A 15,938-nucleotide genomic window follows, 5' to 3' on the forward strand; every position below is an offset into this window, starting at 1 on the left:
GCGCCGGGGTGCCCGTGGCAGGGTCGCCCCGACCGAACCGAGGGGGCCGCCGATGGCAATCGACACCTGCATTTTCGACGCCTATGGCACGCTGTTCGACGTGACCTCCGCCGCGCGGCAGGCGGCCGAAGACGAGGCCTTCCCCGCGCTGGCCGATATCTGGCAAAAGCTCGCCGCCGAGTGGCGCGACAAGCAGCTGCAATACACCTGGATCCGGGCCATCGCCGGCGAACATTGCGACTTCTGGCAGGTCACGCAGAACGGGCTCGACTATGCGCTCGAGGTCACGGGCCTTGCCGGCGACGACGCGCTGCGCGAGCGGCTGCTGAAGCTCTACTGGGAACTGTCGGCCTATCCGGAGGTGTCCGAGATGCTGGGCACGCTCAAGGACGCGGGCAAGGCAACCGGCATCCTGTCGAACGGATCGCCCGAGATGCTGCAGGGGGCGGTCTCTTCCGCGGGGGTCGGGCGGCTCCTCGACCATGTGCTCTCGGTCGAGAGCGTGGGCGTCTTCAAGCCCGATACCCGGGTCTACGACATGGTCGGCCGCGCCTTCGGTTGCGAGGCGGGCAACGTCCTCTTCGTCAGCTCCAACGGCTGGGACGCGGCGGCGGCGACGGGCTACGGCTTCACGACGGCCTGGGTGAACCGCAGTGGCCTGCCGATGGATCGCCTGCCCTGGACGCCTGAACACGTGCTCGATGATCTCTCGGGCATCCCGGCGCTCGTGGAGCGGCTCTGATGCCGGAGTTCCGATCCTCCGACAACCTGCGGCTCTGGTACGAGGACCAGGGCGATGAGGGCGATCCGGCGCTCCTCTGCCTCTCGGGGCTGACACGCAACTCCACCGATTTCGACTACGTGCTGCCCTATCTGCTGGGCGAGCATCGGGTGATCCGGCTCGACTACCGTGGCCGGGGCAAATCGCAACGCGCGCCCGACTGGCGGACCTATACGATCCCGACCGAGGCGAGGGACGTGGTGGAACTGCTGGATCATCTCGGCCTCGACCGTGTGCCGATCATCGGCACCTCCCGGGGTGGGCTGATCGGCATGGCGCTGGCGCTGACGGCCAAGGCGCGGCTCGGGGGGCTCTGCCTCGTGGACATCGGGCCGGAGGTTGCGCCCGAGGGCCTCGAGGTCATCAAGGGCTATGTCGGTCAGCCGCCCGAGGCCCGCACGCTGGAGGAGGCCGCGCTGATGCGCGCGACGCTCATGCAGGGCTTCGCCAACGTGCCCGCCGACCGTTGGCGCGAGGAGGTGGCGAAGCACTACCGCGAGACGCCCGAGGGCCTTGCAATCAACTACGACGCCAAGCTGCGGGATGCGGTGCTGGAGGCGGGGGCGCAGCCCGCACCGGATCTCTGGCCGCTGTTCGATGCCCTCGCCGGCCTGCCGCTCGCCTGCATCCGGGGGGCCAACTCGGACCTGCTGTCGCGAGAGACCCTTGCCGAGATGAAACGCCGCCGGCCCGATATGGTCACGGCCGAGGTTCCCGACCGGGGCCATGTGCCCTTTCTGGACGAACCCGAAGCGCTGGAGGCCTTGAACGAATGGACGATGTTGATCTGAGCGACATCCAGGCCGCCGCAGACCGGATCCGCGGCCATGCCGTCCGCACGCCGCTCCTGAATGCGCCGACGCTCGATGCGGCCTTCGGGCGCCGGATCTATGTGAAGGCGGAGTGCCTGCAACGGACCGGCAGCTTCAAGTTCCGCGGGGCCTTCAATGCGCTGAGCCAGATCGAGGGCGACGTCGTCGCCTTCTCCTCGGGCAATCATGCGCAGGGCGTGGCCCATGCGGCGCAGCTTCTGGGCAAGCGGGCGGTGATCGTCATGCCGACGGATGCGCCCGCAGTGAAGGTGGCGAACACGCGGGGCTACGGCGCGGAGGTCGTGCTCTACGACCGGGATCGCGAGAGCCGGGAGGAGATCGGCGCGCAGCTGATGGAGGAGCGCGGGCTGACGCTGGTGCGGCCCTACGACGAGCCGCTGGTGATCGCGGGTCAGGGCACCTGCGGGCTCGAGATCGCCGAGGATCTACCCGAGGACGTGGACGAGGTGATCGTCTGTTGCGGCGGCGGCGGGCTGACGGCCGGTGTGGCGCTCGCGCTCGAAGGTCGCGCGCGGGTGCACCCGGCCGAGCCGGCGGGCTTCGACGACGTGGCGCGGTCGCTGGCTGCGGGCGCGCGGCAGACGAACAACGCGCGATCCGGCTCGATCTGCGATGCGATCCTGACCGAAAGCCCGGGCGCGATCACCTTCCCGATCCTCAAGCGCCTCTGCGGCGCGGGCCTCGTTGTGACCGACGAGGAAGCGCTTCGCGCCATGGCGCTGGCCTGGCAGCACCTGCGCATCGTGCTGGAGCCGGGCGGCGCGGCGGCGCTGGCGGCCGGACTCTTCCACCACGCGGGCGACGTCGCCGTGGTGGCGTCGGGCGGGAACGTCGACGCTCAGGTCTTCAGCGATGCCCTCAGCCGCGTCTGAGCGCGGTAGATCCCCCAGGCGATCGCCATCAGGCCAGAGGCGACGAGGAACGGCGCACCGGCGAAGTCCCGACCCTCGGACGTGGCGACGTTGAACACACGCGTCATCAGGAGCGGCGAGGCGATGGCCGCGACCGCGGTGATCGAGGCCAGAACGCCCTGAAGTTCACCCTGCGCATCGTCCTCCACGACCCGGCTCGCAACCCCCTGGATCGCCGGTTGCACCACCGCGCCGATGGCCGAGAAGGGCGTGAGCAGCAGCATCAGCCAGCCGTAGGGCACGAAGGCGACGCAGAGGAGGACGACGGCGTTGTAGGGCAGGAACCAGCGCAGGGTCGTGCGTTCGCCGAGGCGCGGAATGAGCCAGCGGATCAGCCCGCCCTGCACCATGACCATCGAGATACCGTAGACGGCGAGCGACGCGCCGACCATGCGTTCGTCCCACCCGAAGGCGGCCTGCGTGAAATAGGCCCAGACCGCCGGGTAGACCCAGTTCGACACCTGGTAGACGAAGAAGACCAAGAGAAGTCCGCCGAGCCCCGGCAGGGCCGTGACCGCCAGAAGGCTGCCGAGGGGGTTCGCCCGTCGCCAGGAGAACGGCCGGGCCCGGCGCAGCGTCTCGGGTAGGACGAGCAGGCCGAAGACGAGGTTCGCCGCCGAGAGGATCGCCGTGGCCCAGAAGGGCGCGCGCGGCCCGAACTCGGCCAGGAGCCCGCCGATCGCCGGCCCCAGCACGAAGCCCAGCCCGAAGGCGGCAGAGACGAGCCCGAAGTTGGCGGCCTTCTTCTCGGGCGGGGAGATGTCGGCCATGAAGGCGGTCGCCGTCGACATGGTGGCCGCCGCGATCCCCGCGATGATCCGCCCGATCAGGAGAACCCAGATCGACGTCGCCAGCGCCATGATGACGTGATCGACGAAGATGACGGCCAGCGACAGCAGAAGGACGGGCCGCCGCCCGAAACGGTCCGAGAGGTTGCCGATGGTCGGTGAAAAGAGGAACTGCATCAGCGCATAGCTCGACGCCAGCAGCCCGCCCCAGAGCGCCGCTTCGCTGAGGTCGGTGCCCTGCACCTCGCGCAGGAGGCTGGGCATGACTGGGAGGACGAGGCCGATGCCCATCGCCTCGATCACGATGGTGATCAGGATGAAGAGGATGGGGCGGCGATTGTCCATCGGGGCAGGTTACCGAGCGCCGGAGGTCGTGGCGAGGAAATCGCCGAGAAGTCGGGCGTAGGCGGCGGGCTGTTCCACGCAGGGCAGGTGGCCGGCCCGTCGCATCAGCTCGAACCGCGCGCCGGGGATGAGATCGGCCGTTTCGCGCACGAGGTCGGGCGGCGTGGATACGTCTTCCGAGCCGGCGATGGCGAGGGTCGGAAGGCGCAACCCGCTCGTCGGCGTGTAGAAGTCCGTGCCCCGGATCGCGGCGCAGCAGCCGGCATATCCCTTGGGCGAGACCGCGCAGAAGCGTGCCCGCCAGAGCGGCAGGTCGGGCCCGGCCATGAAGTCGCGCCCGAACCAGCGCGGCATGACCTGATCGGCAAGCGGCTCCATCCCCTCGGCAAGCACCGTCTCGATGCGGGCGTCCCACATCGCGGGCGTGCCGATCTTGGCGGCCGTGTTCGAGAGGACGAGCGCCGAGACGAGGTCCGGTCGTTTCACGGCGAGGCCCTGCGCGATCATGCCTCCGATGGAGAGGCCGCAGAAGGTGACCGCGCGCAGCCCTGCCGCCTCGATGACCGCCTCGGCATCGGCGACGAGCGTGCCCATCGCATAGGGCGGCTCCGGCACGTCGGACCGCCCGTGGCCGCGCTTGTCCCACCGCAGGACCCGGAGACCCGGCGGCAGATGCGCAAGCACCGCGTCCCAGAGCCTCAGGTCGGACCCGAGCGAGTTCGCGAAGACCAGGGCCCGGCCATCGGCGGGGCCGGTGATCTCGGCGTGGAGGCGCGTGCCATCGCGGGCGGTGACGGAGAGGGTTTCGGAGGTCAAAACGGCAATCCGACGTAATTTTCGGCCATGACGGTCTGCGCCGCGCGCGAGCTTTCGAGATAGTCGATCTCGGCCTGTTTCATGCGTTGTCCGAAGGCCCCGTCCTCGGGGAAGCGGTGCATGAGTGTCGTGAACCACCAGCTGAAGCGCGTCGCCTTCCAGACGCGGGCGAGCGCGCGCTCGGAATAGCTGTCGATGCCTTCGTCGTCGCCACCGTAGTGCCGGATCAGCGCGTCGCTCAGGTAGTGCACGTCCGACACCGCGAGGTTGAGCCCCTTCGCCCCTGTCGGCGGCACGATATGGGCCGCGTCGCCCACGAGGAACAGCCGGTTCCACCGCATCGGTTCGGCGACAAAGGAGCGCAGCGGCGCGAGGCTCTTTTCGATGGTCGGTCCCGTCTCCATCGCGTCCGCCACGTCCGAGGGAAGCCGCCGGCGCAGCTCGTCCCAGAAGGCGTCGTCGGTCCATTTCTCCAAGGGGTCGTCCACGGGGGCCTGGATGTAGTAGCGGCTCAGGCTCTCGTTACGCATGGAGGCAAGGGCGAACCCGCGGTCGTGGTTGGCGTAGATCAGTTCCGGCGCGGCGGGTGCCGTCCGGCTCAGCACGCCGAGCCAGCCGAAGGGATAGACCCGCTCCACCGTGCGCAGCACATCCGCGGGTATCGTCTGCCGGCTGAGCCCGTGGAAGCCGTCGCACCCCGCGATCCAGTCGCAATCGACGCGGTGCTCCGTGCCGTCCCTGCGATAGGTGACATGGGGCGTGCCGGCGGCATCTTGGATCGCGACGTCCGCGGCCTCGTCCACGATCCGGCCGTCCATGGCGTCGCGCGCGGCATAGAGGTCCTTCGTCACCTCGGTCTGGCCATAGACCATGACCTGCCGCCCGATGAGCGCGTCGAAATCGACCCGGAAGCCGCGATTGCGCGTGGCGACATAGGTGCCGTCGTGCAGGAATCCCTCGGTGTCCATCCGCGCGCCCACGCCGGCGTCACGAAGCATCTGCATCGTCCCACCTTCGAGGACGCCCGCGCGAATGCGGCCCAGCACATAGGCCCGGCTTTGACGTTCAAGGACGAGGGTGTCGATGCCGGCGCGATGCAGGATCTGCGACAGCAGAAGCCCCGACGGCCCCCCGCCGATGATACAGACCTGCGTGCGTGTCGTCGTCATACGTCCCCCCGCGCCTTGATGGACCGGGGGTGGGCCGTCGGGCAAGGGGCACGCTCAGTGCAGGGGGGCAAACGGTCCGGACGCGCGTCAGGCGTGCGCCCTACGCCGGATCGGCGCGCCGCTCGTCGAAGCTCAGCTCGATGAAGCTCGGGACGTGATCGCCGAGACCGACGACCTTCGGGCCGTCGTCGCGCCCACCGCTGCGCCCGCGACCGCCACGCGACCGGCTGCTGCGGCTGCCCGACGGTGTATCGTCGCGGCCCGTATCCGCCTTCGGCGCGTCGTCGCGCGGTGCGCTCTCGGCGGCGTCTTTCGCTTCGGACGACTTTCGCGAGCGGGAGCGGCTGCGGGACGAGCTGCGCTTGCCGCCCTCGTCCTCGCTCTCGTCGCGACTGCTGCCGCTGCGGGCACCCGGCGGCGTCCAGGGGTTCTCGCCGCGCGGAATGGTCGCTTCTGTCAGGCTCTCGATGGCGTCGATGTACTTCTGATCGGCGGGCACGGCGATCGAATAGGCCGTTCCGAGCTTGCCGGCGCGTCCCGTCCGGCCGATGCGGTGCACGTAGTCCTCGGCGTGGCTCGGCACGTCGTAGTTGAAGACATGGCTCACGTTCGGAATGTCGAGACCCCGCGCTGCCACGTCCGACGCGACGAGGAAGGTCACGCTCCCGTCGCGGAAGCCGTCGAGCGTGCGCGTGCGATGCGACTGGTCGAGATCGCCGTGGATCGGCTCTGCGTTGTAGCCGTGCTTCTTCAGCGACTTCGCGACGATGTCGACGTCGACCTTCCGGTTGCAGAAGATGATCGCGTTGCGCAGCGGATTGTCCTCGAGGGCGCTGTCGCGGTCGATGATCGTGCGCAGGATTGCGCGCTTGTCCTTTGCCGTCATGTCGCGGCGCTTGGGCGCGTGCTCGACCAGAACCTGCGTGATCGTATCCGAGGTCGTGTTCTGCCGCGCGACCTCGATCTTCTCGGGGGCCGAGAGGAACTTGTTGGTGATCCGCTCGATCTCGGGGGCCATGGTGGCCGAGAAGAAGAGCGTCTGCCGGGTGAAGGGCGTCATCTCGAAGATGCGCTCGATGTCGGGGATGAACCCCATGTCGAGCATCCGGTCGGCCTCGTCCACGACCATGATCTCGACGCCGGTCAGCAGGAGCTTGCCGCGTTCGAAATGGTCGATCAGGCGGCCGGGCGTCGCGATCAGGACGTCGACGCCCCGGTCGATCAGCTGATCCTGCTCCTTGAAGCTGACGCCGCCGATCAGAAGGGCCTTCTTGAGGCGGGAGCCCTTGGCATACTGGTCGAAGTTCTCGGCAACCTGCGCGGCGAGTTCGCGGGTCGGCGCGAGGACGAGCGAGCGGGGCATCCGGGCGCGGGCGCGGCCCTTGCCGAGCCGGGTAATCATCGGCAGCGTGAAGGCCGCGGTTTTGCCGGTGCCCGTCTGTGCGATCCCGAGGACGTCGCGGCCTTCGAGCGCCGGAGGGATGCCGCCCGCCTGGATCGGGGTGGGAGTGGTGTAGCCGGTGGCCTCGATGGCCTTGAGAACCTTCGGGTCGAGGTTCAGGTCGGAAAAGCTCGTCATGTGCGTCCTGTCTGGAGCCGGGCCGGATGCCCGTTGCTCTGGGGTAGCGGGACGCCACAAAATCTTGCGCCCCAATCGAAACGTCGTGCCGGCCCTGATGGCCGCGCAGCGCCGCCCTAGCAAAGGGCGCGCGCGGGGTCAACTTGGCCCTCGGGGACGGAACGAACGGGCCGCGCGGGCGGTTCCCTCCGCGTGAGCCCCAGAACGAGAGGAGAGTGCCATGACCACCAACACCGGATCCGCCCATTGGGAGGGCGGCCTGAAGGACGGCAAGGGCACCGTCTCGATGCAGTCAGGCGCGCTCGACGCGCAGCCCTACGGCTTCAATACCCGTTTCGAGGACAAGCCGGGGACCAACCCCGAGGAGATGATCGCGGCCGCCCATGCGTCCTGCTTCTCGATGGCACTCTCGATGGTGCTGGGCGAGGGGGGCATGACGGCCGACGCCATCGATACGAATGCAACGGTCACGCTCGATCAGGTCGACGGCGGGTTCGCCGTGACGAAGTCGCACCTCGACGTGACGATGTCGGTGCCCGGCGCGGAGGCGGAGAAGGTGATGGAGGCCGCCGAGGCCGCAAAGGCGAACTGCCCGATCTCGAAGCTCCTGAACGCCGAGATCACGATGGATGCGAAGCTGGCGTGATGCGGACGGCGGGCGCACGGGATCAAGGCGTCGCGATCGTCGGATGGAGACGGGGACGGTAGCCCGCCGCAAGCACGGCTTGCATCGGCGGTGAGGTCAGGGCGGTGACGTCGCCCGTCGGGGCGGCGATGGGTGTGCCGTAGCCGTCTGGCGCATAGGGCCGCGCGACCCCGTTCCATCGTAGGAAGATGCTGCCGCCATGCTTGAATAAGGCTCCTTCCGGCAAGTCTTCGAAGAGTGCCGGACGGTGGCGCAGATGCCGTGCGCCGCGTTGCGCGCGGGCAGCGTGCAAAATGGCGTCCGCGTCCTTCGGTCCGGGCCAGCCGCCAAACGCCCGCGCCCAAGCCTCGGTGAATGCGCGGTAGTCCCCGTGGCGACACTGCCCGCAGGGCCGGTGACCGGCGGCTATCGCAACCGCCTCGTCCGGAAAGAAGAGCGCCGTCCACCGACGCGGCGGCATGATCGGCCGCCATCGCCCGCGAAACGAAAGCTCGCAGCTGACCCAGGCCCTGTGCTTCCATCGCGCCGGACCGATCCCGTCCTCGTCGTGCAGCACGCCGCGATTTCCGGTGAGCGTGCCGCGCGCCGGTACGGCTAGGAACCGGCCGTCGGGTTGGACGCGGTTTGGGTGGGTCACTCCTCCTCGACCGCGGCGATGAGCGCCGTCAGCGCCGGATCCGCACTGGCGCGCTTCTCGATCATCCGGTTCGTCGCCGCGTCCCTCTGCCCGAGGTCCGCCAACGCATCCGAGAGGACCGCGGCCCCATCTAGCCGTGCACCGGTCGCCAGCGCATCGAGCGCCAGCTCCGGGTCGTCCGCAATGAGCCGGTCCATGACCACCCCCGTCCAGGCATCCGGCGTTTCGGAGTCGGCATCGGGCGTCGAAAGATACCCGATGAGCCGCGCCGCGAACCGGTCGAGCGGCAGGTCGCCGGGGGGCAAGGCGTCGGTATCCTCGGGCAGGCCGAGCGCCTCGGCGACCACAGCGCGGGGGATCAAACCATCATCTCCTTCGTCGCGCTCAGCGTCACCTCGGGGTGGTCGCGTTCGATGCGGTCGATGTCCCATTGCAGGCGGGTCAGGAAGACCGGGTCGCCGTCGTTATCGTGGGCGATGTGCTGACCGTTTTTCCGGATGACCTCGTCCACCGCGTCCTCCGGGCCCGAGATCCAGCGAGCGGAGGTGAACTGCGACTGATCGAAGCGGACGGGCAGGCCATATTCCAGCTCGATCCGGCTCGCCAGCACCTCGAACTGAAGCGCGCCGACGACGCCGACGATGAAGCCCGAGCCGATGGCGGGCTTGAAGACCTTGGCCGCGCCCTCCTCGGCGAATTGCATCAGCGCCTTCTCGAGGTGCTTGGCCTTTAGCGGATCACCCGCGCGCACGCCCTGCAGGAGTTCCGGCGCGAACGACGGAATGCCGGTGAAGCGCAGCGCCTCGCCCTCGGTGAGCGCATCACCGATGCGCAGCTGGCCGTGGTTCGGGATGCCGATGATGTCGCCGGCCCAGGCTTCCTCGGCCAGCTCCCGGTCGGCGGCGAGGAAAAGGACGGGGTTCGACACGGCCATGGGCTTCTTGGTGCGCACATGCGTCATCTTCATGCCCCGCTCGAAATGCCCGGACGCAAGGCGCACGAAGGCCACGCGGTCGCGGTGCTTCGGGTCCATGTTGGCCTGCACCTTGAAGACGAAGCCCGTGACCTTGCCCTCGTCCGCGCTCACCTGTCGCGGGTCGGCCATCTGCGGCTGCGGCTCGGGGCCATACTCGGCGATGCCGGCCATCAGCTCCTGCACGCCGAAGCTGTTGATCGCGGAGCCGAACCAGATCGGCGTGAGCGAGCCTTCGAGGAAGGCGGCGCGGTCGAACGCGGGCAGAAGCTCGCGCGCCATCTCCACCTCCTCGCGCAGCTTCTCCAGAAGGTCGGCGGGCACGTGATCGGCCAGCTTCGCGTCGGCCAGGCCGTCGATCTTGACGCTCTTGGCCACCTTGTTGCGATCCGCCCGGTCCATCAGCTCCAGCCGATCATGCAGCAGGTCATAGCAGCCGATGAACTCCCGCCCGACGCCGATGGGCCAGGACGCGGGGGTGACGTCGATGGCGAGGTTCTCCTGGATCTCGTCGATGATCTCGAAGGTGTCGCGGCTCTCGCGATCCATCTTGTTACAGAAGGTCAGGATCGGCAGGTCGCGCATCCGGCAGACCTCGAAGAGCTTCTGCGTCTGGCTCTCCACACCCTTCGCGCCGTCGATCACCATCACCGCCGCATCCACCGCCGTCAGCGTGCGATAGGTGTCCTCGGAGAAATCCGAGTGGCCGGGCGTGTCGACGAGGTTGAAGCGATAGTCGTTCTGCCCGCGCGCGAAGTCGAAGGACATGGCCGAGGCCGAGACCGAGATGCCGCGGTCCTGCTCCATCTTCATGAAGTCCGATCGCGTGCGCCGCGCCTCGCCCTTGGCGCGCACCTGTCCGGCCATCTGGATCGCACCGCCGTAGAGCAGGAACTTCTCGGTCAGCGTCGTCTTGCCGGCGTCGGGGTGGCTGATGATCGCGAAGGTGCGGCGGCGCCCGATCTCGGGCGGCAGGGGGGCGCGGTTGGTCTGGGCGGTCTCTGACATGGGCGCGGATATAGGCGCGGGGGCCGCGCGCCGCAATCGGCTCTACCAGAGGGTGCCCTTGGCCCGGTCGGCCCAGGCCGCGTCATAGCCCGCCCCGTCGAAGTCGCCCGCCGTCTGTTCGGCCACCAGCTCCCCGACGCTCGGGACCGGGCCGCTTTCCCTGTCCCAGAGCCCCGCGCGCAGGATCGCGCGGCCGCAATGGACGTAGACCTCGGCCACCTCGATCACCGCGACCAGCGTGGGCGGTCGTCCCCGGCCCTCGAAACGGGCGACGAGGGCGGGGTCGGTACTGAGCGTCGCGGTGCCGTTCACGCGGACGACGTTCTTCGACGGCGGGGCCATGAACATCAGCGCGATGCGCCCGTCGGTGACGATGTTGCGCAGCGTGTCGAGCCGGTTGTTGCCCCGCCAGTCCGGCAGGAGGAGCGTCGTCTCGTCAGCGATCTGCACGACCGGGCCGTCGTCGCCGCGCGGGCTGGCATCCGTGCCCTCCGGCCCGGCGGTCGCGACGATGCAGAACCGCGATGTCTCGATCCACTCGCCATAGAGCGGCGTGATCCGGTTCGCGACCTTGGTGTGCGCCATCTCGGCCGGCCGGGGGTAGAGCGCGGCAAGCGTTTCGAGATCGGTGATCCTGTGCGGCGCGTCGGGCATGGGGCTACTCCGTGTCGAGATCATCCAGCCGGAGCGACATCCGCCCGATCACCGAGGGGCAACAACGCCCGTCGCCGGGGCCATAGCTGCGCGTGACGGCGAAAGGCCCGTCCTGCCCGGTCTCGACCTGGTCGAAGAAGGCCACCGGCCCGGCATTGACCTCGACCGGAGTCTCGGCGCGGTAGGCCGCAAAGACGAAGAACCGCGTGTACCAGCCATTGCCGCCCGGCGTGAAGCCGGCCTGCACCACGCGCTCGGCCGTCCCGTCGCCGTCGACATCCACGTCCCAGACGAAGGTGCGGACGACCGTGTCTTCCATCGCCTCGAGCGTGGCGCGCACGTCCGGACCGGCCTCCCGCACCGGGACGATCTCCGCCGCGGCGGGCGCTCCGGCAATCAGCGCCAGACCGAGGAGAACGGGACGCGGGCTCAATGCACCGGCTCCACGACGGGGTCGATCAGGGTGCGGCCCCCGTCGACGGTCAGGATCTGTCCGGTCATGAAGCCCGAGGCCTCGGAGGCCAGGAATTGCACCGTCTCGGCCAGCTCCGACGGCGCGGCGATGCGGCCCATCGGGGTCGCGTCGACGATCGCCTTGCGCAGGCCCTCCGCCTCCCCGAGGCGGGTCTGCAGGTTCGCCGACATCACCGAGCCGACGCCGACGCCGTTCACCCGGATCCGCTCGTGCGCGAGGCTGACGGCAAGGCTGCGCGTCGCCTGATCGAGCGCGGCGGCGCTGATCGAATAGGCCAGCAGTTCCGGCTGCGTCCGCCGCCCGGCGATGGAGCTGATGTTGACGATCGAGCCCACCATCCCCTCGGTCTGCTCGTCGACCTCGGCCTGGTGGATCATCCGCTTGGCGACGGCCTGACTGAGGCGCAGCGCCGTCATCAGGTTCTGCTCGAGCAATGTCGCGACGCTCTTGTCCTCGGGGTCGAGCGGATCGGTCACGAGGATCTGGCGCGAGGCATTCACGAGGATATCCACGCGCTCGTAGGCGTCGATCGTGGCCGAGAGGAGGTTCGCCACGGTCAACCGCTCCCGCAGGTCGCCCGCGAAATAGCGCAGCCGCGCCCCGTCCTCGACCTGCGCGTCGCCCACCTCCGCGTTCAGCCGCTCCTCGTCGCGGTCGGCGAACATCACGTTCGCACCCTGTTCGACGAAATGGCGGGCGATGGCGAGGCCGACCCCGTTCGCCGCCCCGGTCACGATGGCGGTCTTGCCCTCGATCGAATTGCTCATGCCCGTCCCCGCTGCCGCTTCGTTGTGTTCGCTGCGATCACCTTGAAACCGTCGCGATCGTCCAGCACCTGGATCGTGGCGAAATACTCTTTCAACGTCTCTTCATAGGGCAAATGCCGGTTCGCCACCATCAGGAGCCGTCCCCGCGGCGCGAGCAGGCGGGCGGCGGCCACGATGAAGGCTCGCCCGAGCGCCGGGTCCGCGCGGCGCGCGGTGTGGAACGGCGGGTTCGAGACGACCGCGTCGAAGGGCCCTCCCGTCCAGCTGGTCGCATCGGCCCAGACGAAACGCGCGCGGGGGTCCGTCACGTTCTCACGCGCGCAGGCGAGCGCCGCGTGCTCCGCCTCGACGAGGGTGCACTCCCTGACGTCCGCCGACGCCAGCACCTGCGCCGAGAGGTACCCCCAGCCCGCGCCGAGGTCGCAGACCCGCCCGGAAAGGCCCCCCACGTGGTCCGCCAGCAGCGCCGATCCCCGGTCGATCCCGTCGGCGGAGAAGACGCCGGCACGCGTGACGAATCCGGCGACGCGGGCAGGGGGCGGCGACCAATCGGCAGGAGCAGCCTTCGCCGGAAAGGAGAACGTCTTGCCATGGGCCTTGGAGAAGACCTCGCCCACCTCGAACATCTTACGGCACTGGCGCAGCACGGAATCGACGCCATCGGTCTTCTGCCCGTCCACGACCACGGTGGCCCCTTCGGGCACCGCCGCGCAGGCCTCGGCAATGGAGGCGAGGGAGAGTGCCTTCGCCCGGCTGAGGAAGACGACGGCCGCATCTGCCGTGCCTCCGGCCTCGGGAACCACCTCGAACCCGCGCGCCGCGAGTGCATCGTGATCGGGCTTGAACCCCTGCACGGCGACGGGCGTGCCCGGCAGGTCGGAGAGCCACGCATCCGCCGGCGGACGCAGCACAAGGATGCGCCTCTCGGGCAGCGCGACGGCATCGCCCGCAAGGGCCAGCGACAGGCGGGACGTCATCGGGCGGGAGGACCTAGTCCTCTTTCTCCATGGTGCATTGCAGCGGATGCTGGTGCCGGCGGGAGAAGTCCATCACCTGCGCCACCTTCGTCTCGGCGATCTCGTGGCTGAAGACGCCGACCACGGCCATGCCCTTCTTGTGCACGGTCAGCATGATCTCGACGGCCTGGCTGTGGTTGATGCCGAAGAACTTCTCCAGCACCACGACGACGAACTCCATCGGCGTATAGTCGTCGTTGAGAAGCAGCACCTTGTACATCGGCGGCTTCTGCGTCTTCGGGCGCGTCTTGGTGACGACGACGGTATCGCCATCGCCCTCGTCGGGACTGTCGCTCATCCTGAAAGGCTCGAGATGCATGTCATTCATGTCCGGTCTGGGGGTGACGGGGGTGGTGGCACAATATAGGCACCGGGGCGTCAAGGAAAAGGGGCTGGTCCGGTGACGGTAACGACGGTTGGTTTCGATGCGGACGACACGCTCTGGCACAACGAGCTGTTCTTCAAGGATACGCAGGCCCGTTTCGCCGCGCGCCTCGCGGACCATGCCGACCCCGATCACCTGATGGAGCGGCTCCTGGCGGCGGAGCGGCGCAACCTCGGGCACTATGGGTTCGGCATCAAGGGCTTCACGCTCTCGATGGTCGAGACAGCGATCGAGGTGACGGAGGGCCGCGTGCCGGCGAGTGTCATCGCCGAAATCCTGGCCGACGGGCGGGAGATGCACCGCCACCCGGTCGACCTGATGCCCGGCGTGGAGGCGTGCATCCGCGATCTCGCCCCCTCGCACCGCCTCGTGCTCATCACCAAGGGCGACCTCCTCGACCAGGAGCGCAAGCTGGCCGAATCGGGGCTGGGCGACTTCTTCGACGGCATCGAGATCGTCTCCGACAAGACGGCTGCCACCTACACCCGCGCCTTCGACGCCCATGGCGACGGCGCGGCGCGGGCGCTCATGGTCGGCAATTCGATGAAGTCGGACGTCGTGCCCGCCATCGCGGCCGGGGCCTTCGGCGTCTTCTGCCCGTCCGAGCACGAATGGGAGCTGGAGCGCGCGGAGGAGCCGGCGACGCATCCGCGCTACCGGCGCATCGCCGATCTCGGGGCCCTGCCGGAGCTTCTGCGCTCGCTCTAGCCGGCCCTTCCTCTGGCCCGAAATACGCCGACGCGCCGCCGCGACCGGGCGCGTGCCTCAGGCCAGCGCGCCCTCCGCCGTCAGCCGGGTCTTCCCGCCGAGATAGGGGTGCAGAACCTCCGGCAGGTCGACCGAGCCGTCGGCCCGCTGCCCGTTCTCCAGCACCGCGATCAGGCAGCGCCCGACGGCGAGGCCGGAGCCGTTGAGCGTATGCACGAACGCCGGCTTTCCGCCACCCGAGGGCTTGAACCGCGCGTTCATCCGCCGGGCCTGGAAATCCCCGGTGGTCGAGCAGCTGGAAATCTCCCGGAAGGTATCCTGCCCCGGCAGCCAGACCTCGATGTCATGCGTCCGCCGTGCGCCGAAGCCCATGTCGCCGGTGCAGAGGACGACCGTGCGATAGGCGAGACCCAGGCGCTCCAGGATGTTCTCGGCCAGAGCGGTCATCCGATCGAGCTCCGCCCGGCTCTCGTCCGGATGGGTGATCGAGACCATCTCCACCTTCTCGAACTGATGCTGGCGCAGCATGCCGGCGGTGTCGCGGCCCGCCGATCCGGCCTCCGAGCGGAAGCAGAGCGAATGGGCCGTCATCCGGCGCGGCAGGCTCGTCTCCTCGACGACCTCGCCCGCGACCGAATAGGTCAGCGGGATCTCGGAGGTCGAGATGAGCCAGTGCCCCTCGCGCGTCAGGAAGCTCTCTTCGCCGAACTTCGGCAGCTTGTCGGTGCCGTACATCGCCTCGTCGCGCACGAGGACCGGGGGGTTGACCTCCTCGAGGCCGTTATCGTCGACATGGGTGTCGAGCATGAACTGCGCCAGCGCCCGGTGGATCCGCGCGACCGCGCCGCGCAGGAAGACGAAACGCGCGCCGGACATCCTGGCGGCGGTGTCGAACTCCATTCCGGGCTTCACCCCGGCGATGTCGAAATGCTCCTTCGGGGCGAAGTCGAACGTCGGAACGTCCCCCCACCGTTTCACCTCGACGTTGTCGTCCTCGTCCGCGCCGTCGGGCACGTCGGCATCGGGCAGGTTCGGGATCTCCATGAGCGCGTCGCGCAGGGCGGCATCGGCCGTGCGGCTCTCCTCTTCCAGCCGCGCGATCTCCTCCTTCTTGGCGGCGACCAGCGCGCGCAGGCGCTCGAACTCCGCCTCGTCGCCCCCGGCCTTGGCCGCGCCCACCTGCTTCGACGCCGCGTTCCGCTCGGCCAGAGCGGTTTCCGCTCCGGTGATCGCCCTCCGCCGAGCCTCGTCGAGCGCAAGCAGCGAAGACGACAGCGGCTCCAGGCCCCGCCGCGCCAGTGCGGCGTCGAAGGCTTCGGGGGTCTCGCGGATCTGTCGGATGTCGTGCATGGGGCGGGCCTCGCTCGTGTCGTGGGGGCCACATGCCACAGCCCATCGCCCCGTGCCAGAGGTTGCGCCGCCCGCTTGCGCCCCCCAGATGCCGCTA

Annotated in this window: 18 protein-coding genes; 5 read left to right on the forward strand and 13 right to left on the reverse strand. The window is 69.0% G+C overall.

What is annotated here, in order from left to right:
- The first annotated feature begins 52 nt into the window (after positions 1 to 52).
- Genes HSX43_RS04895 through HSX43_RS04905 form a run of 3 tightly spaced genes read left to right on the forward strand, consistent with a single transcriptional unit; the run spans position 53 to position 2,486 of the window.
- Positions 53 to 742, forward strand: coding sequence for a haloacid dehalogenase type II (locus tag HSX43_RS04895; RefSeq protein WP_179378978.1), 690 nt, complete (start codon positions 53 to 55; stop codon positions 740 to 742).
- The gene (locus HSX43_RS04900) at positions 742 to 1,572 is read left to right on the forward strand and encodes an alpha/beta fold hydrolase (protein WP_179378979.1); all 831 of its coding nucleotides are present in this window, start codon (positions 742 to 744) and stop codon (positions 1,570 to 1,572) included. The genes HSX43_RS04895 and HSX43_RS04900 overlap by 1 nt, the downstream gene beginning before the upstream one ends.
- Positions 1,554 to 2,486, forward strand: coding sequence for a threonine ammonia-lyase (locus tag HSX43_RS04905; protein WP_179378980.1), 933 nt, complete (start codon positions 1,554 to 1,556; stop codon positions 2,484 to 2,486). Before HSX43_RS04900 ends, HSX43_RS04905 begins: the two co-directional genes overlap by 19 nt.
- On the opposite strand, the gene HSX43_RS04910 is transcribed toward HSX43_RS04905, so the two are convergent.
- The 4 genes from HSX43_RS04910 to HSX43_RS04925 all read right to left on the reverse strand — a co-directional run bounded on the left by HSX43_RS04910 (position 2,453) and on the right by HSX43_RS04925 (position 7,222).
- Positions 2,453 to 3,658, reverse strand: a complete 1,206-nt coding sequence (locus tag HSX43_RS04910; protein WP_179378981.1) for a TCR/Tet family MFS transporter — start codon at positions 3,656 to 3,658, stop codon at positions 2,453 to 2,455. The genes HSX43_RS04905 and HSX43_RS04910 overlap by 34 nt on opposite strands.
- A 9-nt stretch (positions 3,659 to 3,667) precedes the next feature.
- On the reverse strand, positions 3,668 to 4,474 hold the full coding sequence (gene pcaD / locus HSX43_RS04915; RefSeq protein ID WP_179378982.1) for a 3-oxoadipate enol-lactonase: 807 nt from the start codon (positions 4,472 to 4,474) through the stop codon (positions 3,668 to 3,670).
- Complete coding sequence (pobA, locus tag HSX43_RS04920) at positions 4,471 to 5,643, reverse strand: 4-hydroxybenzoate 3-monooxygenase (protein ID WP_179378983.1); 1,173 nt, start codon at positions 5,641 to 5,643, stop codon at positions 4,471 to 4,473. The genes pcaD and pobA overlap by 4 nt, the downstream gene beginning before the upstream one ends.
- A 100-nt stretch (positions 5,644 to 5,743) precedes the next feature.
- Positions 5,744 to 7,222, reverse strand: a complete 1,479-nt coding sequence (locus HSX43_RS04925; RefSeq protein ID WP_179378984.1) for a DEAD/DEAH box helicase — start codon at positions 7,220 to 7,222, stop codon at positions 5,744 to 5,746.
- 220 nt (positions 7,223 to 7,442) lie between these two features.
- On the opposite strand from HSX43_RS04925, the gene HSX43_RS04930 reads away from it, so the two are divergent.
- Positions 7,443 to 7,868 carry an OsmC family protein gene (locus HSX43_RS04930; protein ID WP_179378985.1) on the forward strand — a complete coding sequence of 142 codons (426 nt, stop codon included), beginning with the start codon at positions 7,443 to 7,445 and terminating at the stop codon, positions 7,866 to 7,868.
- Positions 7,869 to 7,890: 22 nt separating this feature from the next.
- Here HSX43_RS04930 and HSX43_RS04935 read toward each other — a convergent pair whose 3' ends face one another.
- Genes HSX43_RS04935 through clpS form a run of 8 tightly spaced genes read right to left on the reverse strand, consistent with a single transcriptional unit; the run spans position 7,891 to position 13,696 of the window.
- Entirely contained in the window at positions 7,891 to 8,505 is a 615-nt protein-coding gene (locus tag HSX43_RS04935) for a hypothetical protein (RefSeq protein ID WP_179378986.1), read from the reverse strand.
- Positions 8,502 to 8,867 carry a hypothetical protein gene (locus tag HSX43_RS04940; protein ID WP_179378987.1) on the reverse strand — a complete coding sequence of 122 codons (366 nt, stop codon included), beginning with the start codon at positions 8,865 to 8,867 and terminating at the stop codon, positions 8,502 to 8,504. Before HSX43_RS04940 ends, HSX43_RS04935 begins: the two co-directional genes overlap by 4 nt.
- Positions 8,864 to 10,486: a peptide chain release factor 3 gene (locus HSX43_RS04945; RefSeq protein WP_179378988.1), complete on the reverse strand. Its 1,623-nt coding sequence runs from the start codon at positions 10,484 to 10,486 to the stop codon at positions 8,864 to 8,866. The genes HSX43_RS04940 and HSX43_RS04945 overlap by 4 nt, the downstream gene beginning before the upstream one ends.
- A 42-nt stretch (positions 10,487 to 10,528) precedes the next feature.
- Entirely contained in the window at positions 10,529 to 11,140 is a 612-nt protein-coding gene (locus HSX43_RS04950) for a pyridoxamine 5'-phosphate oxidase family protein (RefSeq protein ID WP_179378989.1), read from the reverse strand.
- Between the two features lie 4 nt (positions 11,141 to 11,144).
- Positions 11,145 to 11,573, reverse strand: a complete 429-nt coding sequence (locus HSX43_RS04955) for a hypothetical protein (RefSeq protein WP_179378990.1) — start codon at positions 11,571 to 11,573, stop codon at positions 11,145 to 11,147.
- Positions 11,570 to 12,382: an SDR family NAD(P)-dependent oxidoreductase gene (locus tag HSX43_RS04960; protein WP_179378991.1), complete on the reverse strand. Its 813-nt coding sequence runs from the start codon at positions 12,380 to 12,382 to the stop codon at positions 11,570 to 11,572. Before HSX43_RS04960 ends, HSX43_RS04955 begins: the two co-directional genes overlap by 4 nt.
- On the reverse strand, positions 12,379 to 13,359 hold the full coding sequence (locus HSX43_RS04965) for a class I SAM-dependent methyltransferase (protein WP_179378992.1): 981 nt from the start codon (positions 13,357 to 13,359) through the stop codon (positions 12,379 to 12,381). Before HSX43_RS04965 ends, HSX43_RS04960 begins: the two co-directional genes overlap by 4 nt.
- Before the next feature lie 13 nt (positions 13,360 to 13,372).
- Positions 13,373 to 13,696: an ATP-dependent Clp protease adapter ClpS gene (gene clpS, locus HSX43_RS04970; protein WP_235962504.1), complete on the reverse strand. Its 324-nt coding sequence runs from the start codon at positions 13,694 to 13,696 to the stop codon at positions 13,373 to 13,375.
- Positions 13,697 to 13,798: 102 nt separating this feature from the next.
- Here clpS and HSX43_RS04975 point away from each other — a divergent pair, with 102 nt between their 5' ends.
- Positions 13,799 to 14,491, forward strand: coding sequence for an HAD family hydrolase (locus HSX43_RS04975; RefSeq protein WP_179378993.1), 693 nt, complete (start codon positions 13,799 to 13,801; stop codon positions 14,489 to 14,491).
- A 57-nt stretch (positions 14,492 to 14,548) separates the two neighbouring features.
- On the opposite strand, the gene serS is transcribed toward HSX43_RS04975, so the two are convergent.
- Positions 14,549 to 15,841: a serine--tRNA ligase gene (gene serS / locus HSX43_RS04980; RefSeq protein ID WP_179378994.1), complete on the reverse strand. Its 1,293-nt coding sequence runs from the start codon at positions 15,839 to 15,841 to the stop codon at positions 14,549 to 14,551.
- Positions 15,842 to 15,938: the final 97 nt, after the last annotated feature.

It is taken from the genome of Jannaschia marina, assembly GCF_013404595.1.
In the GTDB taxonomy this organism is placed as follows: domain Bacteria; phylum Pseudomonadota; class Alphaproteobacteria; order Rhodobacterales; family Rhodobacteraceae; genus Jannaschia; species Jannaschia marina.